General features: G+C 67.6%; 22 protein-coding genes and 1 pseudogene. 8 read left to right on the top strand and 15 right to left on the bottom strand.

The window, feature by feature from the left end; all coding sequences use genetic code 11:
- Positions 1–27 precede the first annotated feature (27 nt).
- The 7 genes from purE to RZR99_RS24810 form a co-directional block, all read right to left on the bottom strand.
- The gene (purE, locus tag RZR99_RS24840) at positions 28–546 is read right to left on the bottom strand and encodes a 5-(carboxyamino)imidazole ribonucleotide mutase (RefSeq protein ID WP_323122424.1); all 519 of its coding nucleotides are present in this window, start codon (positions 544–546) and stop codon (positions 28–30) included.
- Positions 547–579: 33 nt separating this feature from the next.
- On the bottom strand, positions 580–1,470 hold the full coding sequence (locus RZR99_RS24835; RefSeq protein WP_323122423.1) for a phosphoribosylaminoimidazolesuccinocarboxamide synthase: 891 nt from the start codon (positions 1,468–1,470) through the stop codon (positions 580–582).
- Positions 1,471–1,600: 130 nt separating this feature from the next.
- Entirely contained in the window at positions 1,601–2,665 is a 1,065-nt protein-coding gene (gene fba, locus RZR99_RS24830) for a class II fructose-bisphosphate aldolase (RefSeq protein ID WP_323122422.1), read from the bottom strand.
- Positions 2,666–2,918: 253 nt separating this feature from the next.
- Positions 2,919–4,355 (bottom strand): pyruvate kinase, encoded by a 1,437-nt coding sequence (gene pyk / locus RZR99_RS24825; RefSeq protein WP_323122421.1) that lies wholly within the window; start codon positions 4,353–4,355, stop codon positions 2,919–2,921.
- 304 nt (positions 4,356–4,659) lie between these two features.
- Positions 4,660–5,856 carry a phosphoglycerate kinase gene (locus RZR99_RS24820; protein WP_323122420.1) on the bottom strand — a complete coding sequence of 399 codons (1,197 nt, stop codon included), beginning with the start codon at positions 5,854–5,856 and terminating at the stop codon, positions 4,660–4,662.
- Between the two features lie 231 nt (positions 5,857–6,087).
- Positions 6,088–6,411, bottom strand: a complete 324-nt coding sequence (locus tag RZR99_RS24815) for an AzlD domain-containing protein (RefSeq protein ID WP_323122419.1) — start codon at positions 6,409–6,411, stop codon at positions 6,088–6,090.
- On the bottom strand, positions 6,408–7,160 hold the full coding sequence (locus RZR99_RS24810) for an AzlC family ABC transporter permease (RefSeq protein ID WP_323122418.1): 753 nt from the start codon (positions 7,158–7,160) through the stop codon (positions 6,408–6,410). Before RZR99_RS24810 ends, RZR99_RS24815 begins: the two co-directional genes overlap by 4 nt.
- A 335-nt stretch (positions 7,161–7,495) precedes the next feature.
- On the opposite strand from RZR99_RS24810, the pseudogene RZR99_RS33375 reads away from it, so the two are divergent.
- From RZR99_RS33375 to RZR99_RS24780, 7 genes and pseudogenes are all read left to right on the top strand, one after another.
- Positions 7,496–7,592 (top strand): annotated as a pseudogene (locus RZR99_RS33375) (branched chain amino acid aminotransferase); the annotation flags it as partial.
- A 64-nt stretch (positions 7,593–7,656) separates the two neighbouring features.
- On the top strand, positions 7,657–7,851 hold the full coding sequence (locus tag RZR99_RS24805; RefSeq protein WP_323122417.1) for a zinc-finger domain-containing protein: 195 nt from the start codon (positions 7,657–7,659) through the stop codon (positions 7,849–7,851).
- A 24-nt stretch (positions 7,852–7,875) separates the two neighbouring features.
- Complete coding sequence (locus RZR99_RS24800) at positions 7,876–7,998, top strand: zinc-finger domain-containing protein (protein WP_407655499.1); 123 nt, start codon at positions 7,876–7,878, stop codon at positions 7,996–7,998.
- Positions 7,999–8,131: 133 nt separating this feature from the next.
- Complete coding sequence (gene waaF / locus RZR99_RS24795) at positions 8,132–9,169, top strand: lipopolysaccharide heptosyltransferase II (RefSeq protein WP_323122416.1); 1,038 nt, start codon at positions 8,132–8,134, stop codon at positions 9,167–9,169.
- A 112-nt stretch (positions 9,170–9,281) separates the two neighbouring features.
- Entirely contained in the window at positions 9,282–9,728 is a 447-nt protein-coding gene (locus RZR99_RS24790; RefSeq protein ID WP_323122415.1) for a nuclear transport factor 2 family protein, read from the top strand.
- A 22-nt stretch (positions 9,729–9,750) separates the two neighbouring features.
- Positions 9,751–10,782: a YheT family hydrolase gene (locus RZR99_RS24785; RefSeq protein WP_323122414.1), complete on the top strand. Its 1,032-nt coding sequence runs from the start codon at positions 9,751–9,753 to the stop codon at positions 10,780–10,782.
- Positions 10,775–11,371: a DUF2946 family protein gene (locus RZR99_RS24780; RefSeq protein ID WP_323122413.1), complete on the top strand. Its 597-nt coding sequence runs from the start codon at positions 10,775–10,777 to the stop codon at positions 11,369–11,371. Before RZR99_RS24785 ends, RZR99_RS24780 begins: the two co-directional genes overlap by 8 nt.
- Before the next feature lie 137 nt (positions 11,372–11,508).
- Here the strand turns inward: RZR99_RS24780 and RZR99_RS24775 are convergent, their stop codons facing one another.
- Complete coding sequence (locus RZR99_RS24775) at positions 11,509–13,200, bottom strand: M48 family metalloprotease (RefSeq protein ID WP_323122412.1); 1,692 nt, start codon at positions 13,198–13,200, stop codon at positions 11,509–11,511.
- A 153-nt stretch (positions 13,201–13,353) separates the two neighbouring features.
- On the opposite strand from RZR99_RS24775, the gene moaC reads away from it, so the two are divergent.
- A complete protein-coding gene (gene moaC / locus RZR99_RS24770; RefSeq protein WP_323122411.1) occupies positions 13,354–13,851 on the top strand; it encodes a cyclic pyranopterin monophosphate synthase MoaC in 498 nt (165 codons plus the stop codon).
- 102 nt (positions 13,852–13,953) lie between these two features.
- Here the strand turns inward: moaC and RZR99_RS24765 are convergent, their stop codons facing one another.
- The 7 genes from RZR99_RS24765 to RZR99_RS24735 form a co-directional block, all read right to left on the bottom strand.
- Positions 13,954–14,418 carry a DUF2501 domain-containing protein gene (locus RZR99_RS24765; protein WP_323122410.1) on the bottom strand — a complete coding sequence of 155 codons (465 nt, stop codon included), beginning with the start codon at positions 14,416–14,418 and terminating at the stop codon, positions 13,954–13,956.
- Positions 14,419–14,679: 261 nt separating this feature from the next.
- Positions 14,680–16,458 (bottom strand): PglL family O-oligosaccharyltransferase, encoded by a 1,779-nt coding sequence (locus RZR99_RS24760; protein ID WP_323122409.1) that lies wholly within the window; start codon positions 16,456–16,458, stop codon positions 14,680–14,682.
- 179 nt (positions 16,459–16,637) lie between these two features.
- Positions 16,638–17,261 (bottom strand): pilin, encoded by a 624-nt coding sequence (locus tag RZR99_RS24755; protein ID WP_323122408.1) that lies wholly within the window; start codon positions 17,259–17,261, stop codon positions 16,638–16,640.
- Between the two features lie 101 nt (positions 17,262–17,362).
- Complete coding sequence (locus tag RZR99_RS24750) at positions 17,363–18,076, bottom strand: TerC family protein (RefSeq protein WP_323122407.1); 714 nt, start codon at positions 18,074–18,076, stop codon at positions 17,363–17,365.
- A gap of 156 nt (positions 18,077–18,232) precedes the next feature.
- Positions 18,233–19,114, bottom strand: a complete 882-nt coding sequence (gene sucD / locus RZR99_RS24745) for a succinate--CoA ligase subunit alpha (protein WP_323122406.1) — start codon at positions 19,112–19,114, stop codon at positions 18,233–18,235.
- Between the two features lie 66 nt (positions 19,115–19,180).
- The gene (gene sucC / locus RZR99_RS24740; protein ID WP_323122444.1) at positions 19,181–20,362 is read right to left on the bottom strand and encodes an ADP-forming succinate--CoA ligase subunit beta; all 1,182 of its coding nucleotides are present in this window, start codon (positions 20,360–20,362) and stop codon (positions 19,181–19,183) included.
- A gap of 53 nt (positions 20,363–20,415) precedes the next feature.
- A complete protein-coding gene (locus tag RZR99_RS24735; protein WP_323122405.1) occupies positions 20,416–21,084 on the bottom strand; it encodes a DUF2889 domain-containing protein in 669 nt (222 codons plus the stop codon).

The raw sequence follows: 21,084 nt of genomic DNA, 5'->3' as shown, positions 1-21,084 counted from the left end.
TTCGGAACCTTGGCGCGCGAGCGCCGGCTACAGCGGAGGCAGCGACATCGCGTGCGCGGCCTCGTTCTGGCGCACACGGAACGCGGCGAGCCGGTTCGCGTAGTCGACCGAAGTGACGGACAGGATCGACACCGCGAACAGCGCGGCATTGGCCGCGCCCGCCTCGCCGATCGCGAAGGTGGCGACGGGCACGCCCTTGGGCATCTGCACGATCGAATGCAGCGAATCGACGCCCTTCAGGTACTTGCTCGCGACCGGCACGCCGAGCACCGGCACCGTGGTCTTCGCGGCCAGCATCCCGGGCAGGTGCGCCGCGCCGCCCGCGCCCGCGATGATCGCGCGCAGGCCGCGCTCGCGTGCGCGCTCCGCGTAGTCGAACATCTCGTCGGGCATCCGGTGCGCGGACACGACCTTCGCTTCGTAAGGCACGCCGAACTCCTGCAGGATCGCCACGGCATGCTTCATCACGTCCCAATCGGAACTGGATCCCATCAGCACGCCGACGAGCGGCGCGCTATGCGTATGGGCGGTCTGGACTTCGCTCATCGTGCGCTTTCCTTGTGTGATCTCGGCGCGCGCTTACGCGAGCTGCTGGCCCGTGATGCGCTCGAGCGCTTCCTGGTACTTCGCGCTGGTCTTGTCGACCACGTCCTGCGGCAGCTTCGGCGCGGGCGGCTCCTTCTTCCAGTCCTGGGTTTCGAGCCAGTCGCGCACGAACTGCTTGTCGAACGACGGCGGGTTGGTGCCGACCTGGTACTGGTCCGCCGGCCAGAAGCGCGACGAATCGGCGGTCAGCGCTTCGTCCATCAGGAACAGCTGGCCATGGCGGTCGAGGCCGAATTCGAACTTCGTGTCGGCGATGATGATGCCGCGGGTGGCCGCGTAGTCGGCCGCTTCCTTGTACAGGCGGATCGAGATGTCGCGGATCGTCGCCGTCAGCTCGGTGCCGATACGGCGCTCGGTTTCCTCGTACGTGATGTTCTCGTCGTGATGCCCCATCTCGGCCTTCGCGGCGGGCGTGAAGATCGGCTCCGGCAGCTTCTGCGCATTCTGCAGGCCGGCCGGCAGCTCGACGCCGCACACCTTGCCGGTCGCCTGATAGTCCTTCCAGCCGCTGCCGGCCAGGTAACCGCGCACCACCGCCTCGACGAGGATCGGCTCGAGACGCTTCACGACCACCGCGCGGCCCGCGACCTGCTCGACCTCGTCGGCGGTCACGACCGTTTCCGGTGCGTCGCCCGTCAGATGGTTCGGGACGATGTGCGACAGCTTGTCGAACCAGAAATTGGCCATCTGGTTCAACACGCGGCCCTTGTTCGGAATCGGCTCGCCCATCACGACGTCGAATGCCGACAGGCGGTCGGTCGTCACGATCAGGAGCTTGTCGTTGCCGACCGCGTAGTTGTCGCGGACCTTGCCACGGCCGAGGAGCGGCAGCGAGCGGAGCGTGGATTCGTAGAGGGTAGACATCGTCTTTTCGCAGAAAATAGGAGCCAAACAAAAAGGGAAACGCCGTTCCCCTTCGCAGGCGGGAACGGCGGTCTTGCAACCGGTCAGCCGGCCGCCCGGGCGCGTCGCCCCGGGCCGGCCCTACAGCAATTTAGCGCACCACCTGCGCGAGTTCGCCGGCCTTGTACTTCTCGGCGATCTTGTCGAGCGGCAGCGGCTTGATCCTGCCCGCCTGGCCTTCGCAGCCGAACGCGAGGTAGCGGTCGACGCACACTTTCTTCGCCGCTTCGCGCGCGGGCTTCAGGTAGTCGCGCGGATCGAACTTGCCCGGATTCTCGAACAGGTAGCGGCGGATCGCGCCCGTGATCGCGAGACGCAGGTCGGTATCGATGTTGATCTTGCGCACGCCGTGCTTGATGCCTTCCTGGATTTCCTCGACGGGCACGCCGTAGGTTTCCTTCATATCGCCGCCGAATTCGCGGATTTCCGCGAGCAGCTCCTGCGGCACCGACGACGAACCGTGCATCACGAGGTGCGTGTTCGGGATCCGCGCGTGAATTTCCTTGATGCGCGAGATCGACAGGATGTCGCCCGTCGGCTTCTTGGTGAACTTGTACGCGCCGTGCGACGTGCCGATCGCGATCGCGAGCGCGTCGCACTGCGTGAGCTTCACGAAATCGGCCGCCTGCTCCGGATCGGTCAGCAACTGTTCGCGGGTCATCGTGCCCTCGGCGCCGTGGCCGTCCTCCTTGTCGCCCTTCATCGTCTCGAGCGAACCGAGCACGCCCAGTTCGGCCTCCACCGTCACGCCGATCGAATGCGCCATTTCCACCACCTTGCGCGACACATCGACGTTGTACTCGTACGATGCAACCGTCTTGCCGTCCGTCTCGAGCGAGCCGTCCATCATCACGCTCGTGAAGCCGCTGCGGATCGCCGCCATGCAGATCGCCGGCGACTGGCCGTGATCCTGGTGCATCACCACCGGAATATGCGGATACGACTCGACCGCCGCCTCGATCAGGTGACGCAGGAACGCCTCGCCCGCGTACTTCCGGGCGCCGGCCGATGCCTGCATGATCACCGGCGCGCCCACCTGGTCGGCCGCCGCCATGATCGCCTGCACCTGCTCCAGGTTGTTCACGTTGAAGGCCGGCAGGCCGTAGCCGTGTTCCGCCGCGTGATCCAGCAATTGACGCATTGATACGAGAGGCATTGTGGTACTCCTTGAATGAAAACCGTGCGCCCTACGCGGCGGCTTACGGTCTGCCTCGGCGGAACACGGGCAAACCGGCGCGGCTGAGCGTCGAATAGCCGCATTTTATCGCGAAGCGTCCCGGATTCAGACCAAATAGGCCGCCGGCGGGCAATTTCTTACGTTCGCGACCACGCCTTCAAGCAAAAAGGGCCGCGCGGGGCATCTGACCCCACGCGGCCCCGGCTCGCGCGCGCAACCCGCCGCGCGGCGCTCAGTAAGGCTCGCCGACCCGCACGATCTTCAGGGTATTAGTGCCGCCCGCCTGCCCCATCGGCTCGCCGACCGTCAGCACGACCATGTCGCCGTGCTGCACGTAACCCTGCTTGACGACGTTCTCGAGCGCCGCCTGCAGCGCCGAATCGCGGTCGCTGTTGAAATCGACGTGCAGCGGCGTGACGTTGCGGAACAGCGCCATCGCCCGCTCGCTGCCGACCCGCGGCGTCAGCGCGAAGATCGGCACGTGCGTGTAGTGGCGCGACATCCACAGCGCGGTCGCGCCGGATTCGGTCAGCGCGACGATCGCCTTCGCGCCCAGGTGGTAGGCGGTGAACAGCGCGCCCATCGCGATCGACTGGTCGATCCGGGTGAAGGTACGGTCGAGGAAATCCTTGTCCAGCTCGACCTGCTCCGATTTTTCCGCCTCGACGCACACGGCCGCCATCGTCTCGATCGTGACGACCGGGTATTTGCCCGCCGCCGTCTCGGCCGAGAGCATCACCGCGTCGGTGCCGTCGAGCACCGCGTTCGCGACGTCCGACACCTCCGCACGGGTCGGCACGGGCGCATAGATCATCGATTCCATCATCTGCGTGGCCGTGATCACGAGCTTGTTCGACTCGCGCGCCATCCGGATCATGCGCTTCTGCAGCGCCGGCACTGCCGCGTTGCCCACCTCGACCGCCAGGTCGCCGCGCGCGACCATGATGCCGTCCGATGCATCGAGGATGCCCTGCAGCGCCGGAATCGCCTCGGCGCGCTCGATCTTCGCGATCATCTTCGGCTTGATGCCGTACGGAGCGCCGGCGATGTTCGCGAGCTGGCGCGCCATCTCCATGTCGGTCGCGTTCTTCGGGAACGACACCGCGACCAGGTCGGCGCCCAGCGACATCGCGGTGCGGATGTCCTCCATGTCCTTGGCCGTCAGCGCGGGCGCCGACAGTCCGCCGCCCTGGCGATTGATGCCCTTGTTGTTCGACAGCTCGCCGCCGACCTTCACGATCGTGTGGATCTCCTCGCCGATCAGGCGTTCGACCGTCAGCACGATCAGGCCGTCGTTCAGCAGCAGCACGTCGCCCGGTTTCAGGTCGCGCGGCAGATCCTTGTAATCCAACCCGACGCGCTCGTCGTTGCCCAGCTCGCAGGATGCATCGAGGATGAACGGCTGGCCCGGCACGAGCGTCGTCTTGCCCGCCTCGAACTTGCCGACGCGGATCTTCGGCCCCTGCAGGTCGGCCATGATCGCGATTTCCCGGCCGACCTTGCGCGCGGCCTCGCGAACCAGTTCGGCGCGCTGGCGATGATCGTCCGCGGTGCCGTGCGAAAAATTGAGCCGCACGACGTCGAGCCCCGCCTGCATCATCTGCAGCAGGACTTCCGGCGAACTGGAGGCCGGGCCGATCGTGGCGACAATCTTGGTGGCGCGATGCATGAATCTCCTCGTCTGAGTCTGAGTGGGTGCGCTGGATGTACCGCTGCGAGAGCCGGAGCCGCGCGGCCCAGCGGCCGCCGCTCCGGGGTGCGCGCCGGTGCTTGCCGCCCGGCGTCGCTTTGTTCTGAAGGCGGGGCGGACCGACCCCGCGAGCCGCGGCGCCGCCCGAAGCCGGGCGCGGCTCGCGCGCCGCCGGGCCGGGCTGCGCCGCAGCGGCAGCCCAACGCGTGCCGGGGCGCGGCGTGCCGGACGCCGGGCGCGGCCAAGCCGCCGTCCCGACCCGCGCCCGCGCGCCCCGCCATGCTCAGGCTGCCCGCGTCTCGAGCACTTCCACCGCCGGCAGCTTCTTCCCTTCGAGGAATTCGAGGAACGCGCCCCCGCCCGTCGAGATGTAGCTGACCTTGTCGTGGATGCCGTATTTCGCGATCGCCGCGAGCGTATCGCCGCCGCCGGCGATCGAGAATGCCGGCGAATGGGCGATCGCTTCCGCGAGCGTCTTCGTCCCGTTGCCGAACTGATCGAACTCGAACACGCCCACCGGGCCGTTCCAGACGATCGTGCCGGCCTTTTCAAGCTGGCCCGCGAGCGCCTTCGCAGTATCCGGGCCGATATCGAGGATCAGGTCGTCGGCCTCGATCTCGCTGACCTTCTTCACCGTGGCCGCGGCCGTCGGCGAGAATTCCTTCGCCGTCACGACATCGGACGGAATCGGCACCGACGCGCCGCGCTTGCGCGCTTCGTCGATGATCGCCTTCGCGTCGCCGACGAGATCCGGCTCGGCCAGCGACTTGCCGATGGTCAGGCCGGCGGCGAGCATGAACGTATTGGCGATGCCGCCGCCGACGATCAACTGGTCGACCTTCTCCGCCAGCGACTTGAGGATCGTCAGCTTGGTCGACACCTTCGAGCCGGCGACGATCGCGACGAGCGGGCGCTTCGGGTTGCCGAGCGCCTTGCCGAGCGCATCCAGTTCGGCCGCCAGCAGCGGGCCCGCGCACGCGACCGGCGCGTACTTCGCGATGCCGTGCGTGGTCGCCTCGGCGCGGTGCGCGGTGCCGAACGCGTCGTTCACGTAGATGTCGCAGAGCTTCGCCATCTTCTGCGCGAGCGCGTCGTCGTTCTTCTTCTCGCCCTTGTTGATCCGGCAGTTCTCGAGCAGCACGACCTGGCCGGGCGCGACGTTCACGCCGTTCTCGACCCAGTTCGCGACGAGCGGCACGTCGCGGCCGAGCAGCTCGGCAAGACGCTTCGCGACCGGCGCGAGCGAGTCTTCCGGCTTGAATTCGCCTTCGGTCGGGCGGCCGAGGTGCGACGTGACCATCACGGCGGCGCCCGCATCGAGCGCGGCCTGGATCGCCGGCACCGACGCGCGCACGCGGGTGTCCTCGGTGATGTTGCCGTGATCGTCCTGCGGCACGTTCAGATCGGCGCGGATGAACACACGTTTGCCGGAGAGCTGGCCTTCGGCGATCAGGTCGGTAAGACGCTTTACTTGGCTCATGGGACTGATGAGGGTTGATGAGGAAGGCGGTTCGAATGCGGGCGCGGGCAGCCACAACCGGGCGCCGGGCGCGGCCGGGCTGGGCCGCGCGACGCGCACGCGAAAATCCGAGAGGGAACATTCTAGCCGATCCGATCCGCCGTCAGCCCCGTGGCGCGGCGAATTCCCCCTATTTGGGGGTCGTCCGCCATGCTGCGTCGCAGCAATTCGGCGGAAGTCCCGCCGGACGGGTCAGAACACGAAGCGCAGCGCGGTAAAGACCAGCATGCCGACCACGATCGTGCCGAGCATGGTGCGCCGCCACAGGAACCAGCCGAGGCCCGCGACCGCGGCGTAGAAATCGTGGTTCGCGAGCGAGAACGAGATCCCGGCGGGCGTTTCGAGCACGTCGGGCAACACCACCGCCACCAGCGCGGCGGCGGGGGCGTAGCGCAGCGCGCGCTGCACCCGCTCCGGCAGGACGGTCCGCTCGCCGCCGATCAGGAACAGCGCGCGCGTGACCGCGGTCACGAGGGTCATGCCGAGAATCGCCAGCCAGATCTGCGTCGCGCTCATTTCGCGCCCCCGTTTCGGCCGCCGGCGCGAATCCGCCGCCAGTCGGCCCGCTCGACCAGGAAATCGGTGATGCTGCCGGCCGCCAGCGCGGCGAACACCGCGAGCGGCAACGCCAGCCGGTAAGGCAGTTCGAACGCGACCAGCGACACGATCCCGGCGATCGCCACCGCGGCAAGCGTCGAGCGGTTCGCGACCGCGGACACCATGATCGGGATCAGCGCGAGCGTGCCGGCCAGCTCGAGCCCCCAGCTGTCGGGAAAGAAGCTGGCGAGCAGGATGCCCGCGAGCGACGACACCTGCCACGACAGCCAGCTCGACACCGCCATCCCCCAGAAATAGGCCTCCTTGCCCGGCACCCGGCCCGGCGCGAAGCCCTGCTTCTGGAACAGCAGATAGATGACGTCGCCGTTGAAGTAGCCGATCGCGAGGCGCCGCCACAGCGGGAGATAGGAAAAATGCGGCGCGAGCCCCGCGCTGAAGATCACGAAGCGCGTATTCACCATCGCGGCCGTGAGCAGGATCGTCCAGATCGGCAGATTCGCCGCGAACAGCGGCAGCACCGCCAGTTGCGACGAGCCCGCGTAGACCAGCAACGACATGCCGGTCGCCTGCCCGAGCGTCAGCACCGACTTGCTCATCGCGATTCCGGTGACGAGCCCCCACGACAGGATGGCCATCAGCGTCGGCGAGTAGTCGCGGGCGCCCTGGACGAAGGCGAAGCGGTCGGTGGCGGACAGGCGAGCGAGCATCGGGAAGCGGCGCGGCGGGCTAAAAGGCCGGGCGTCCGGCACGCGCATGCGCCGCCGCCCGTTATTCTTGAGGAAATCGCTCGGGGATTATAGCGCCGGACCCCGTCGCATCGACCGTCGCCGACACAAAAGACGCTAAAATGGACGTCTTTTCGGCTTCGCGCTGCACCGGCGTCGCGCCGTACCCCACCGCATCCGTTAGGAGAGACCTATGTCATTGGCCGATCGCGACGCCAAGATCCGCGTGCCGGCTCATACCCGGCACGCCGGCATAGGTGTCGTCGAGGGGGTGCGCGCATACCGGACAGCCGGCGGCCGCACGTCGATCCGCGTGCCGTACGATCGGCACCGGCGCACGGCCCGATCACGGAAAAGCTGCAGTCGGCGTTTTTCGATATCGTGTCGGGCAAAAGCGAACGGCACGCGCACTGACCACGAGAATCTGAGCGCCCGGCCCGCCCGGACGCCCCCTATCGCCCCATAACGAGAAAGCCCCATGAGTGAAATCAAGGAAATGCCGCTGGTCGAGCTGTCGGCCAAGGATCTCCCGGCCTACTGCCCGAACCCGTCGATGCCGCGCTGGAACGCCCATCCGCGCGTGTTCATCGACGTCACGCACGGCGAAGCGCGCTGCCCGTACTGCGGCACGCGCTACAAGCTGCGCGACGGCGAAGTCGTCAAGGGCCATTGAACGCCCGGCGGGTGTCCCGCCCGACTGACNCCGCGCTGGAACGCCCATCCGCGCGTGTTCATCGACGTCACGCACGGCGAAGCGCGCTGCCCGTACTGCGGCACGCGCTACAAGCTGCGCGACGGCGAAGTCGTCAAGGGCCATTGAACGCCCGGCGGGTGTCCCGCCCGACTGACGCGGCACGGCCGGCCTCGCGGCCCGTGCCGCCGCCCTGTTTCTCTCGCAACCCGAACGCGGCGCTTTCGCGCCGCGCTTCATTACGACATCGGAAATCGACTTGATGCGTCGCGCGTTGGTTATCGCACCGAACTGGATCGGTGACGCATTGATGGCGCAGCCTCTTTTCGCGCTACTGAAGAAACTGCACCCCCGCATCGTCATCGACGCCGTGGCGCCCGGCTGGGTCGCGCCCGTGCTCGAGCGGATGCCCGAGATTCACGATGTCTACCCGACCGATCTCGCGCACGGCAAGCTGCAGATGCTGCGCCGCTGGCAGCTCGCGAGCGATCTGCGCGACAACGGCTACGACGCGGCCTACGTGCTGCCGAACTCGCTGAAGTCCGCGCTGATTCCATGGCTCGCCGGCATTCCGCTGCGGATCGGCTACACCGGCGAAAGCCGCTACGGGCTGCTGAACGTACGGCACGCGAACCCGCGCAAGCAGGACGAGCGTCCGGCGATGGTCGACCACTACGCGGCGCTCGCCTACGCGCCGGGCGCGAAGCTGCCCGACACGATGAAAACCCTGCCGCCGCCGCGGCTCGACGCCGACCTGAACGAGACGGCGCGGGTCTCCGCCCGCTTCAACCTCGATACGCGCAAGCCGCTCGTGGTGTTCTGTCCGGGCGCCGAGTACGGCCCGGCGAAACGCTGGCCGCCCGAGCATTTCGCGGCGCTGGCGCAGAGCGTCAGCCAGTCGTTCCCGTATACGCAGATCGTCGCGCTGGGCTCGCCGAAGGATGCGGCCGCGGCCCAGGCGATCGCCGAACGGGCGCCGAACGTGCGCAGCCTGTGCGGCCAGACCTCGCTGACCGAGGCCTGCGCGCTGATCGCCCGGGCCAACGCGGTCGTGACCAACGATTCCGGCCTGATGCACGTCGCGGCCGCGCTGCGGCGGCCGCTCGTCGCGCTCTACGGCTCGACCGACCCGCGCCATACCCCGCCGCTGTCGGAGCTGGCAAAGGTACAATGGCTGCATCTCGAATGCAGTCCCTGCTTCGAACGCGAATGCCCGCTCGGCCATCTGAAATGCCTGCGCGAGCTGAGCCCGGAGCAGGTATTCGGCGATTTGCGCGGCATGCTCGTCGGGCAACGCTGACCGGCCGCCCGGCCGGACGCGGGCCCGCCGCGCAGTCGATTCACCGGTGTACGAAGGCGGCTTCGCGGCCGCCGCCATGTAACGGCGCGCCTCGCGCGCGAGAGATAACCCGATGCCACGTTTTGCCCGCCTCTTCGAAGCTGCCGCCGATACGCTCAACGCCTATTATCAGGCGATTGCCGACGCCAATCTCGACGCCCTGATGGTCCTCTGGATCGACGAGGACTTCGCGAGCTGCATCTGGGCCGACGGCGCGCATCTGCACGGCCTCGACCAGATCCGGAGCGGGCTCGCACAACGCCTGTCGACGCAGCCCGTGACGATCGAGCCGCTCGACATCCGCGTCTACGACAGCCTCGGCACGGTGGTCTACACGGTCGCGGAAGCCCATCAGTACGCCGATCTGACGGCGGATCCCGAAATGGTGTTCGCCACCTACGTGATGATTCACGAGCGCGGCGAGTGGCGGATCGCGCACATCCACGCAAGCCCGATCCCCGAGCAGGCGGCCAACCAGTTCGCCGCCAAGATCCGTCACGGACAAGGGCCGCTCCACTAGGCACGGTGCGCGGTCGCAAGCGATGAGTACGGCGTCCTCTCCCTCCCCCACAGCCGAGCCGCCCGCGCAGGCCGACCCGCTGCGCTACCGCGCCCCGCGCTGGCTGCCGACGAGCCATGCGCAGACCATCGTGCCCGCGCTGTTCGCCCAGCGTCCGGACGTCGCCTACCGGCGCGAGCGCTGGGACACCCCCGACGGCGATTTCATCGATCTCGACTGGCTTGCGTGTCTCGACACCGCGGCGCCTGCGCCGGACGCCCCGCTCCTCGTGCTGTTCCACGGCCTCGAAGGCAGTTCCGGGTCGCACTACGCGCGGGTGCTGATGGCGGCCGCCCGCTCGCGCGGCTGGCACGGCGTCGTCCCGCACTTTCGCAGTTGCAGCGGCGAGATGAACCGGCAGCCGCGCTTTTATCATCTCGCGGACAGCGTCGAGGTCGACTGGATCCTGCGGCGGCTGGCCGCCCGGCATCGCGGGCCGCTCGTCGCGGCGGGCGTCTCGCTCGGCGGCAACGTCCTGCTGCGCTGGCTCGGCGAGCACCGCAGCGACACGTCGATCGTCGCGGCGGCCGCGGCGGTCTCGACGCCGATCGACGTGCACGCGGGCGGCCGCGCGCTCTCGCAGGGCTTCGCGAAGGTCTACACCCGCAGCTTCCTGAAGACGTTGAAGCTCAAGGCGCTCGCGAAGCTCGAACAGTACCCGGGCCTGTTCGACCGACAGGCGATGCTCGACGCCCGCACGATGCACGATTTCGACGACACCGTCACCGCGCCGCTGCACGGTTTCGTCGACGCCAACGACTACTGGACCCAGGCCACCACGCGCCCGCTGCTACCCGCGATCGACGTGCCGACGCTGATCGTCAATGCGCGCAACGACCCGTTCCTGCCGGCGTCGGCGCTCCCCGGCCCGGGCGACGTCTCGCGCACGGTCGTCCTCGAACAGCCCGACCATGGCGGCCACGCGGGCTTCATGACCGGACCGTTTCCGGGCCGCCTCGACTGGCTGCCGCTGCGTATCTTCGGCCACTGCGCCCGGTTCGTCGATCATGGATGACATCGTCAGGCAGGCGCTCGCCAAATGGCCGAACGTGCCGCACTGCACCGGCTGGCTGCTGCTCGATCGGCGCGGCGATTGGCGCATGCGCGACGATGCGGCCCAGGCCGCGGGCGCGCTCGGCTCGCCGATCCGTCACGCCGCACTGATCGGCTTCATTGCCCGCAACTACGAATGCGACGACAGCGGTCGGTGGTTCTTCCAGAACGGGCCGCAACGCGTCTATGTCGAGCTGGCCTATACGCCGTGGATCGTCCGGCTCGCGCAGGGCGACGGAGCGCCCGCACGGCTGTCGCTGACCGATCACACCGGACACGCATTCGAACCGGCGCAGGCATGGCTCGACGATGCGGGCGGCGTACTGTTCGCCGACGCGGCGCAGCCCGCGCGCATCGCCGCGCTGCACGATCATGATCTGGGGTTGTTCGCCGATCATGCGGCGCTCGACGCGGACGGCGCACGGGGCGTGTTCCATTGGCGCGACGGCGTCGACCTGGCGCTGCGGCCGATTCGTCGCGACGAGGTCGCTCAGCGGTTCCGGTTCGTCGCGAGCCCGGCCGCGCACGCGGCGGATCGAACAGCCGGATGAATTCGCCGGGACGGGACGGCGCGGCCTCGTCACGGCGTCCAGCCCCCGGTTGATGTCGGCCGCCCGACGGTTCGCGTCGCGCGCCGCTCCTCCCCTTCCCGTCGCCCCGCCACACACGCCACGCAGCGATCCAACGGTCAGCCGCGCCTGTCGTCGTCCTGCTCTTCCTTGTAGCGCGTCTCGAACTCGTGCAATCGCGCCGTGATGATCGACTGCTCGTAGAAACTCGCCGTCTTGATGTCGCGCGCTTCGCGCAACTGGCGGATCGCCGACGGCCATGCGCCGTCGAGCGCGAATTTTTCCGCCAGCGCGCGGCGCTGCGTCACCCCGTCGCCGCTGCCCACGCTCGCCTGCGCGAGAAAATTCCACCACTCCGGCCGACGCGCGTCCGCCTGGGTCTCCGCCCGCGCGAGCGTCTGCGCATCGGTATAGCGACGCGCGGCAAGCAAGGCCTGCAGATGCGCGGCAATCGCCGCGTTCGACCCCGGCCAGTTTCGCTGCGCGGCTTCCGCGAGCCGCACCGCGTCGTCGGGGCGGCCGGCGCGGCGCGCGATCTCGGCCGCCAGCACGTCGAGGCTCGCCGAGCCGCGCGCCGCCTCGACGTCACCCTGCTCCGCGCGCGCGAAGCTCGCGCGCGACTCGGCGAGCGCCTGATCCGCAGCGTCGTAGCGGCCGGCCAGCATCTCGCCGAACGCCACGCCATACCAGTTCGCCGGCACGTTGGGGGCGATCCGCTCGTCGATCTCCATTCGCATGCGCCGAACCTCGTTCGCGTAGTCGGTCGCCGAACGGTTCTGCAGAATCCGCAAGCGCGCGCGCACGAAACCGTATTCGGACGTCTGGTGCGGCTGACGGTAGGGCGCGCGGCGCGCGCGATCGTCCATGTCGGCCATCCGGTCGCCCGTCAGCGGATGGGTTCGCGCATAGGCAGGAATGCCCGTGTCGCCGATCGACGCGCGTTCGAGCCGCTCGAAAAAACCCGGCATCCCGTACGGATCGAAGCCCGCGCCGGCAAGCAGCTGGAAGCCGACCCGATCCGCCTCCCGTTCCGCCGACCGGGAAAACCGCAACTGGTTGTCGACGGCGAACGCCTGCCCGCCGAACGCGATCGCGCTGCCGAGATCGCCGCTGCGCGCCAGAATGCCGGCCAGTACGCCGAGCAGCATCGTCGCCAGCGCCGCATAGCCGGTTTTCTCGTTCGCGCGAATCATCCGCGCGATATGCCGCTGCAGCACATGGCCCATTTCGTGGCCGAGTACCGACGCCAGTTCCGATTCGGTCTGCGTCATCACGACCAGTCCGCTGTTGATGCCGATGAAGCCGCCGGGCAGCGAGAACGCGTTGATTTGCGGATCGCGCATCGCGAACAGATCGAAATCGGGCGCGTAGCCGCCGATGAAGCGCGCGGTGGCGGCAGCGGACAGGCGGGCCGCGACGCCGTTCAGGTAGTCGCGCACCAGCCAGTCGTCGAGATAATCGGGATCGCGGCGCACTTCGCGCATCACGCGTTCGCCGAGGCGGCGTTCCGCCTGCGGCGTCAGCGCACCGCCGGAGCCGTCGCCGAGATCGGGCAGGTGCTGGATCGCGAGCGGCGCGCGCAAACTGGGCGTGATGCCCGACGTGCCCGACAGGCGGTTTTCCGCGCCGCCATAGGTGCCGAAGACGCCGGGCGCGATGCCGGACGGCAGCGAGGGCACCGTCGAGATCGAATCGGCCCCGAGCGGCGCGGTTTCGAGCGGCAGCGCATCGGTACGCGACTGGGCGTGGCCGCCCGGCGGCCACGCCAGCGCCGCCGAGAGCAAGGCAACGAACAACGGTTTGACGCGCATGGAAGGAATCGGCGGCCGCAGCGCCCGCTCCTCATGCGCGCGGCCGCAGCCTGAATCGAGATCGGTGTCATTGTAACGGCGAGACGCGGCGGTTCGCGGCGCCGATGCCGGATCGGCCGCTGCTATGATAAGCGCCCTCTGAAGGAGCACGACATGTCTGGACTCACACACTTCGACGCGGCCGGCCATGCTCACATGGTGGACGTCGGCGGCAAGCAGGAAACCAAACGCATCGCGCTCGCGCGCGGCACGATCCGAATGCTGCCCGACACGCTCGCGCTGATCCGCGACGGCCGCGCCAAAAAGGGCGACGTGCTCGGCGTCGCGCGCATCGCCGCGATCCAGGGCGCGAAGCGCACGGCGGATCTGATCCCGCTGTGCCATCCGCTCGCGCTGACGCGCGTCGCGGTGGAGTTCGAACTCGACGAAACGCTGCCGGGCGTACGCTGCAGCGCGCAAGTGGAAACCTTCGGGAGAACGGGGGTCGAGATGGAAGCGCTGACCGCGGTGCAGGTCGGACTCCTGACCGTCTACGACATGTGCAAGGCGGTCGATCGCGGGATGACGATCACCGATGTGAGCGTGCGCGAGAAACGCGGCGGGAAATCGGGAGACTGGCACGCTGACGACCAGGCCGATCGCACGGACTGAATCCGGCTGCCGCGGCGCGCGTCGCAGCCTACCCGCTCGATGCCGACGGCGCGGCCGTTCGCCGCCGGCATCGCGCTTACCGCGCTGCGCGATACCGCCGCATTACAGCAGCGACTTCGCCTGCGACAAAATCTTGTCGCACACCTGCTTGGTCACCTGCTCTTTCAAACCGCCACCGCCGCTGAGATCCAGCGTCTTGCCGTTGCCGGCATCGAGAATGCCGTTCGAACCGCTCGTGTAGCCGCTATCCGACGATGCGCCGCCGCCCAGCTTGCTCATCAGCGAATCCTTGACGGACGACGCGCTGCTACTGCTGCCGCCCAGGTAATTGTTCTTGATGCAGAATTGCAGCACGCCCGCGACGTTGCCGGTGCTGCTGGACGTCAGCGACGAACCGCCCGGCAACGCGCCGCCGATGCCGCCGAGATTGCCGAGCGCGCTCGACGAATCCCCCGACCCGGTGGCTTGCTTGAGCATGTCGCCGAGCTGCGCATGCGCGGCCGAAAACGGCACCAGCGCAGCAATCAGGATACCGAATACAGTGCTGCGATATTGGATCGCCTTCATGAATCCTCCCTCCGGAAATGAATGGTCGACCGTCCAGGACGGCGGCTCCAAGCATACCTGAACAAGGGGAAACAAGTACGTTCGAGAGGTCCCCAACCGACCGGGCCCTGTCGAGCGGGCGGTGCCGGCGAGCGCCGACGCAACGCCTGCCGTCGCGCCGCTTCAACGCATCTCGCGCCGGCAAAACCGGCCTGCCGCCGCACGCGCGCCGCGTGGCGGCAACCCGGTGCGCGCGGCACGCATCAGGCGCCCGGCGCGCGCCTATTCGTCATCGTCGTCGTCATCGGTCGACGTACCGGCGGGCGGCTCGCCGTACTTCGCGAACACCGTCGCCCGGAAGCGCTTGAGCGACGGCTGTTCGTCGAGCAGCTTGTAGAGCCCGGCGAGCTGGGTCGGCCAGTCGTGCAACTGCTTCGCGAAAATATGCAGACGTTCGACGGTATCGAGCGCATCCGCGTCGCGGCCGTCGAGCGCCTGCAGCACGGCGTAGCGGCGCAGCACGGTTTCGCCCGGCAGCAGCGCGATCGCGCGCCGGTGCGCGGCGAGCTTCGCCGGCAGATCCTCGCGCGAGACCGGCATCAACGTCGCCGCGCCGTAATCGCCCCAGGCACGGAACAGGAACGACGGAGCATCGCGATACTGCTCGGCCGGGTTCGAGCCGTAGTACAGCACTTCGGTGCGTTGATAATCGCGCAGCACCGGATACAGCGACAGCAGCCCGCCGAACGACAGCACGGCCAGCAGCGCGTACGCCACACCGCCCGGCAGCCGGCGCAGCGGCTTCGTCTCGAGCAGCCCGATCACGAACATCACGGGCAGCAGGAAGAACGTGTATTGCTGCGGATATTCGACGAGCGCGTGCATCAGCACGATGCCGATCAGCGCGAAACCGAACACGCGGCCGCTGGTATGCGGCACCCGCAACGCACGCGCGAACCACAGACACAGGCCGACGAGCAGCACGCCGAGGCCCAGCAGACCCGACTTGGCGAGCAGGTCGATGAAAATATCGTGCGAATTGTTCGCGATCTCGACGCCGCCCAACGCCCGCACCAGCTCGAACTGGTTGATCGGAAACTCGCCCCAGCCGACGCCGAGCAGCGGGTGCTCGCGGAACATCGTGAGACCGTATTTCCACAGGGCGAGACGCGGCGCGATCTGGCCCGCGTCCCGCATCCGGTCGGCGGCCGATTCGGCGAGGCCCAGCTGGTAATGCACGTTGGCCCAGCGCACGACGACATTGACCGCGACGAACAGCACGGCCAGCACCGCCGGCATCGCCCACGCGTGCCGCAGGGCGTCCGCCGGGCGACGCCGCGTTTCTGCGAATGCCATCCAGAAACCGGCGGCCACCATCACGGCCACCTGCAGCCACGGCCCGCGCGACACGGTCAGCGCGAGACCGACGGACAGCAGCACCGACAGCACCGCCCACGCCCACACCTGCAGCCGGCGCGTCTGCACCAGGTACAACGCGCCGGCGAGCGCGAATGCGATGTAGGTGGCGAGGTGATTCGCCTGCGCCATGTTGCCGTAAGGCCGTCTGTCGACCGTCACGCCATAGGTCACGACGAACGGCGAGAGCGCGTCCTCGAGACGGAACAGCTGCGCGATCTGGCAGAACACCGCGAACAGGCCGCCCACGATGAGCGCGCCCGCCATCATCCGCACGGTCTCGTCGCCGAGCCCGGCGCGCGAGAGCGCGTAGCCGGACTGCATCGCGACGAACGCCGTCAGCAGATAGCCGAGTGCGAGCCAGTTCATCGACGGTTGCTGCAGCGGCAGCCACGCGACCTGCGCCAGCAGCACGACTCCGAAACCGAGCGGTACCAGCAGCGCACGAGGCGCGGCAAACGGTTCGGCCGAATGGGTTCGCGCGAACAGCACGATCGTCGCGCCGAGCAGCGAATACAACGCGAACGCCGTGAATTCGGAATAGAAGGTCGGGATCGGATAGGTGTGATTGGTGACCGCGTAAGGCAGGATCAGCGCAATGGCGAGCGAAACCAGCGATAGAGATCGCGAAAGTGAGGAGGGCATGAGCGAACCGGATGTCAGCAACCGGCGCACTATACAAAAAAATCCCCTCCCTGTGCGGCGGTATTGGCGCGGCGTCCCGTAGCGCACCGTTCCGGTGCATGCCCCCACGGGCGCGGAGAGATGGGCGGCCCGCTGATCGTCCCCCCTCCTCGACGCGCCCAGCCTTCCGGGCTAACGCCTCAGGCTCGGCATTCCGGCGGCGCGAGCCGGCCCGCCAGCGTCGGCGCAACCGCAGGCAGCGGCCCCGCCCCCGGCGCGGGCAGCGACGACGCATCCTTGCCGCCCGCGAAGCATTCCCAGGCCAGCGCTCCGGCCTGCACCGCCCCCTTCGACAACGCGACCCGCGCGCTCGGCGCGTCCGCACGATCCGGCGCGGACGGGACCAACACCAGCATGTTGGCGCCGGCGGGCGCGACGCGCGGCGTGAACGCGACGGTGATCTGCCCGGTTGCATCGTCGATCCGGACCGACTCGACATTGCGAGTGGCGGGCGGCGTCATATAGCCGCCCGAGAGGTCGCTGCCGTTCGCCGCGTTCTCGGCCACGGCGAGCCGCGCCGACGCCGCGAGCGCGAGCCCTTCGCCCACCCGGCTGCGCGCCAGGTAATCCTGATACGCGGGAATCGCGTAGGCCGCGACCACGCCGACGATCGCCAGCACGATCATCAGTTCGATCAGCGTGAAGCCGGCTCGGCGCGGCGGTGCCCGCCGCCGGAGCGGGAAACCGGGCCGGGCAGCACAGCGCGGCCCACGCACCCTCGACACGAGGCGGCGAAACAGGGAAACGGAAAAGGCTTCGAACATCACAGGCTCCTCAAGCGAAAACGCCTGCCGGAACAGGCAGGCGTTTCGATCGTAGCCAGCGCCCGCGGCTGCGGGCAGTCGGCCGGACGGCCAACGTGGCGTCAGTGCGGGCGGGTAGCGCCGGAGGCGGACCGGCGCTTCCTCAGCGCATAGCCGATCAGCACCACGAACAGCGCGCCCGCCACGCTCGCCCCGTAGACGGCGGCGGGCGTATCGAGCAGCGGCCAGCGGTCGCCGGCAGGGTCGTTGACCATCAGCCCGCCGGCGATCCAGCCGAGCAGCGCGGCGCCGAACGTGACGATGACCGGGAACCGGTCGAGCATCTTGAGCACCAGCGTGCTGCCCCAGACGATGATCGGGATACTGACCACGAGGCCGAAGATCACGAGCGCGAGCCGATGCGCCGGGTCGGCCTGCTCGGCCGCGCCCGCGATCGCGATCACGTTGTCGAGGCTCATCACCGCATCGGCGATCACGATGGTCTTGACGGCGGCCCACAGCTTGTCGGCCGGCTTGATGTTGTCGTGCGCATCCTCGGCCGGCGCCATCAGGCGAATCCCGATCCACAGCAGCAGGATCCCGCCCGCGAACTTGAGGAACGGCACGTCGAGCAGCACGACCGCGAACGCGATCAGCGCGACCCGCAACAGGATCGCCCCGGCAGTGCCCCACAGCACGCCGCGCACCCGCTGCTCTTTCGGCAGGTTGCGGCACGCGAGCGCGATCACGACGGCGTTGTCGCCGCCGAGCAGAATGTCGATGACGACGATCTGAATCACAGCGCCCCAGTGGAGCGACGCAAGGAATTCGAACATAGGGTGGCGCTGAGAAGAGAAATCGGATCGGGGAAACGGCGGCGCGAACGATCCGTTCATTCCGCCTCGTACGCCCGCAGCCTTACAAAAATGTTTCGCGAGCATAACAAAAAACGCCGGCGAGGCCGGCGTTTTTCGTAGGACTGCTCCGTGGATTTAGAGCGCTGCCTTCAGCAGGCGGCCCATTTCCGACGGATTGCGCGTGACGGTGATGCCGCACGCTTCCATGATTTCCAGCTTCGCTTCGGCCGTATCCGCACCGCCCGAGATCAGCGCGCCGGCGTGGCCCATGCGCTTGCCCGGAGGCGCCGTGACGCCCGCGATGAAGCCGACCACCGGCTTCTTCATGTTGTCCTTGATCCATTGAGCGGCCGTCGCTTCATCCGGACCGCCGATTTCGCCGATCATCACGACCGCGTCCGTATCCGGATCGTCGTTGAACATCTTCATCACGTCGATGTGCTTGAGACCGTTGATCGGATCGCCGCCGATACCGACCGCCGACGACTGGCCGAGGCCGAGCGCCGTCAGTTGCGCGACCGCCTCGTACGTCAGCGTACCCGAGCGCGACACCACGCCGATGCGGCCCTTGCGATGGATGTGACCCGGCATGATGCCGATCTTCAGTTCGTCCGGCGTGATCGTGCCGGGGCAGTTCGGGCCGAGCAGCAGCGTCTTGCGGCCTTCGCGGCGCATGCGGTCCTTCACTTCGATCATGTCGCGCACGGGGATGCCTTCCGTGATGCAGATCGCGAGATCCAGATCGGCTTCCACGGCTTCCCAGATCGCAGCCGCGGCGCCTGCCGGCGGCACGTAGATGACCGAGACGGTCGCGCCCGTTTCGGCCTTCGCTTCCTTGACGCTCGCGTAGATCGGAATGCCTTCGAAATCTTCGCCGGCCTTCTTCGGGTTCACGCCCGCGACGAATGCTTCGCGGCCGTTTGCGTATTCGCGGCATGCGCGCGTGTGGAACTGACCGGTCTTGCCGGTAATGCCCTGCGTGATGACCTTTGTGTCTTTGTTGATCAGAATCGACATGTATAGACCTCTGTTCGATTGGCGTCGCGTGCAACCCGCGCCGCCATGCGTGTTCAATGAAGCGCGTTACTTGCCTTCGGCCGCCGCGACAACCTTCTGCGCGGCTTCTTCCATGCTGTCGGCCGAGATGATCGGCAGGCCGGATTCGGCGAGCATCTTCTTGCCGAGGTCCTCGTTCGTGCCCTTCATGCGCACGACGAGCGGCACGCCCAGGTTCACCGCCTTCGAGCCGGCGATCACGCCTTCCGCGATCACGTCGCAGCGCATGATGCCGCCGAAGATGTTGACCAGGATCGCCTTCAGGTCCGGGTTCTTCAGCATCAGCTTGAACGCTTCCGTGACCTTCTCCGTGGTGGCGCCGCCGCCCACGTCGAGGAAGTTGGCCGGTTCGCCGCCGAACAGCTTGATGGTGTCCATCGTCGCCATCGCGAGGCCCGCGCCGTTCACGAGACAGCCGATGTTGCCGTCGAGCGAGATGTACGCGAGGTCGAACTTCGACGCTTCCACTTCAGCCGGATCTTCTTCGTCCAGATCGCGGTACGCGACGATTTCCGGATGACGGAACAGGGCGTTCGAATCGAAGTTGAACTTCGCGTCGAGCGCGATCACCTTGCCGTCGCCCGTGACCACGAGCGGGTTGATTTCGGCGAGCGATGCATCCGTTTCCCAGAACGACTTGTAGAGACCCTTCAGGATCTCGCGCGCTTGCGGAATCGATGCGTCGGGCACGCCGATCTTCTTCGCGAGATCGTCGGCTTCGGCATCCTGCAGGCCCTTCGACGGCTCGACCGCGACCTTGTGGATCGCTTCCGGAGTCTTTTCGGCCACTTCCTCGATGTCCATGCCGCCTTCGCTCGACGCCATCACGACGACCTTCTGCGACACGCGGTCGATCACGATACCGATATACAGTTCCTTCTTGATATCGGCGCCTTCCTCGATCAGCAGACGGTTCACCTTCTGGCCTTCGGGGCCGGTCTGGTGCGTCTTGAGCTGCATGCCGAGGATCTGGTTCGAGAACTCGCGCACCTGCTCGATCGACTTGGCGACCTTCACGCCGCCGCCCTTGCCCCGGCCGCCTGCGTGAATCTGAGCCTTGACGACCCACACCGGGCCGCCCAGCTCTTCTGCCACCTTGACGGCCTCGTCCACCGAGAACGCCGGCTTGCCGCGCGGGACCGCGACGCCGAATTTCCGCAGGATTTCCTTACCCTGGTACTCGTGAATCTTCATGCGTGATTCCTTCAGTCTGGAGTTGGATTAAAAGTCGATTAAAAGTCGCTTCTTCTTACAGTTTTCGTTCAATCCTTGGAGCCGCTTCCGCCACCCCGCTCCGGCCGACTCGCGCCGTACCAGGTCGGGTAGAACTGCCTCACCACCTCGCCGTCGAAACGCAGCGCCTGACAGCGGCCGAGCTGGAACGGCGGTTTGCCCGCCGCGCCGTGGTCGCCCGCGCCATCGCGCGTATTCCACACATCCCCGGCGAACGCCTGGATTGCCGCGGTCGGCAGGACGGCACACAGCTCGGTGAGATGCGTGCAGCCCGCGACACCGGCAAGAAGTCGGGTCGCATCGCGGCGGAAGTGGTCGAGGAGATTGAGCCCGATAAGGGCCCGGTAGGCGGGATTGGCGGCTTCGCATTGCCCTGGATAGGGCGCCCAGTCCGACGACGCTTCGGCGTCGACGACATTGAGCTTACGATCGATGGTAATGCGTAGCCAGAGTTCATGGATCGGCAGGCCGTTCGGCCGGATGCCCGACGCCAGCGCAACATCGCGCGGCTTATGGTCGGTCAGGCAGGCTTCGATATCCCACAAGCCGTCGTCGCGCTCGTAGGCTTCCGCCCGAATTGCGCGTCGATGGCGCAACTGGCGGGATACGGGCTCGGATAGCGGCATGCGGAAGGAGGAAGCCGAATAGGAAAACCCGTGGATTTTAGCATACTGGGTATTTGGGATATCAGGCCCCAT

Origin of the sequence: Burkholderia alba (assembly GCF_034721475.1) — a bacterium.
Taxonomy (GTDB): Bacteria; Pseudomonadota; Gammaproteobacteria; order Burkholderiales; family Burkholderiaceae; genus Burkholderia; species Burkholderia alba.
Note: the sequence above shows the minus strand (reverse complement) of the source record. Positions and strands in the feature narration are given on the sequence as shown.

Excerpts from the sequence above, each read along its gene's own strand:
- RZR99_RS24835 (WP_323122423.1), bottom strand. The coding sequence starts at position 1,470 with ATGTCTACCCTCTACGAATCCACGCTCCGCTCGCTGCCGCTCCTCGGC.
- waaF (WP_323122416.1), top strand. The coding sequence starts at position 8,132 with ATGCGTCGCGCGTTGGTTATCGCACCGAACTGGATCGGTGACGCATTG.
- RZR99_RS24820 (WP_323122420.1), bottom strand. The coding sequence starts at position 5,856 with ATGAGCCAAGTAAAGCGTCTTACCGACCTGATCGCCGAAGGCCAGCTC.
- RZR99_RS24760 (WP_323122409.1), bottom strand. The coding sequence starts at position 16,458 with ATGCCCTCCTCACTTTCGCGATCTCTATCGCTGGTTTCGCTCGCCATT.
- sucD (WP_323122406.1), bottom strand. The coding sequence starts at position 19,114 with ATGTCGATTCTGATCAACAAAGACACAAAGGTCATCACGCAGGGCATT.
- RZR99_RS24750 (WP_323122407.1), bottom strand. The coding sequence starts at position 18,076 with ATGTTCGAATTCCTTGCGTCGCTCCACTGGGGCGCTGTGATTCAGATC.
- RZR99_RS24785 (WP_323122414.1), top strand. The coding sequence starts at position 9,751 with ATGAGTACGGCGTCCTCTCCCTCCCCCACAGCCGAGCCGCCCGCGCAG.
- purE (WP_323122424.1), bottom strand. The coding sequence starts at position 546 with ATGAGCGAAGTCCAGACCGCCCATACGCATAGCGCGCCGCTCGTCGGC.
- RZR99_RS24765 (WP_323122410.1), bottom strand. The coding sequence starts at position 14,418 with ATGAAGGCGATCCAATATCGCAGCACTGTATTCGGTATCCTGATTGCT.
- fba (WP_323122422.1), bottom strand. The coding sequence starts at position 2,665 with ATGCCTCTCGTATCAATGCGTCAATTGCTGGATCACGCGGCGGAACAC.
- RZR99_RS24790 (WP_323122415.1), top strand. The coding sequence starts at position 9,282 with ATGCCACGTTTTGCCCGCCTCTTCGAAGCTGCCGCCGATACGCTCAAC.
- moaC (WP_323122411.1), top strand. The coding sequence starts at position 13,354 with ATGTCTGGACTCACACACTTCGACGCGGCCGGCCATGCTCACATGGTG.
- RZR99_RS24735 (WP_323122405.1), bottom strand. The coding sequence starts at position 21,084 with ATGGGGCCTGATATCCCAAATACCCAGTATGCTAAAATCCACGGGTTT.
- RZR99_RS24780 (WP_323122413.1), top strand. The coding sequence starts at position 10,775 with ATGGATGACATCGTCAGGCAGGCGCTCGCCAAATGGCCGAACGTGCCG.
- pyk (WP_323122421.1), bottom strand. The coding sequence starts at position 4,355 with ATGCATCGCGCCACCAAGATTGTCGCCACGATCGGCCCGGCCTCCAGT.
- RZR99_RS24810 (WP_323122418.1), bottom strand. The coding sequence starts at position 7,160 with ATGCTCGCTCGCCTGTCCGCCACCGACCGCTTCGCCTTCGTCCAGGGC.
- RZR99_RS24755 (WP_323122408.1), bottom strand. The coding sequence starts at position 17,261 with ATGTTCGAAGCCTTTTCCGTTTCCCTGTTTCGCCGCCTCGTGTCGAGG.
- RZR99_RS24815 (WP_323122419.1), bottom strand. The coding sequence starts at position 6,411 with ATGAGCGCGACGCAGATCTGGCTGGCGATTCTCGGCATGACCCTCGTG.
- RZR99_RS24805 (WP_323122417.1), top strand. The coding sequence starts at position 7,657 with ATGAGTGAAATCAAGGAAATGCCGCTGGTCGAGCTGTCGGCCAAGGAT.
- RZR99_RS24775 (WP_323122412.1), bottom strand. The coding sequence starts at position 13,200 with ATGCGCGTCAAACCGTTGTTCGTTGCCTTGCTCTCGGCGGCGCTGGCG.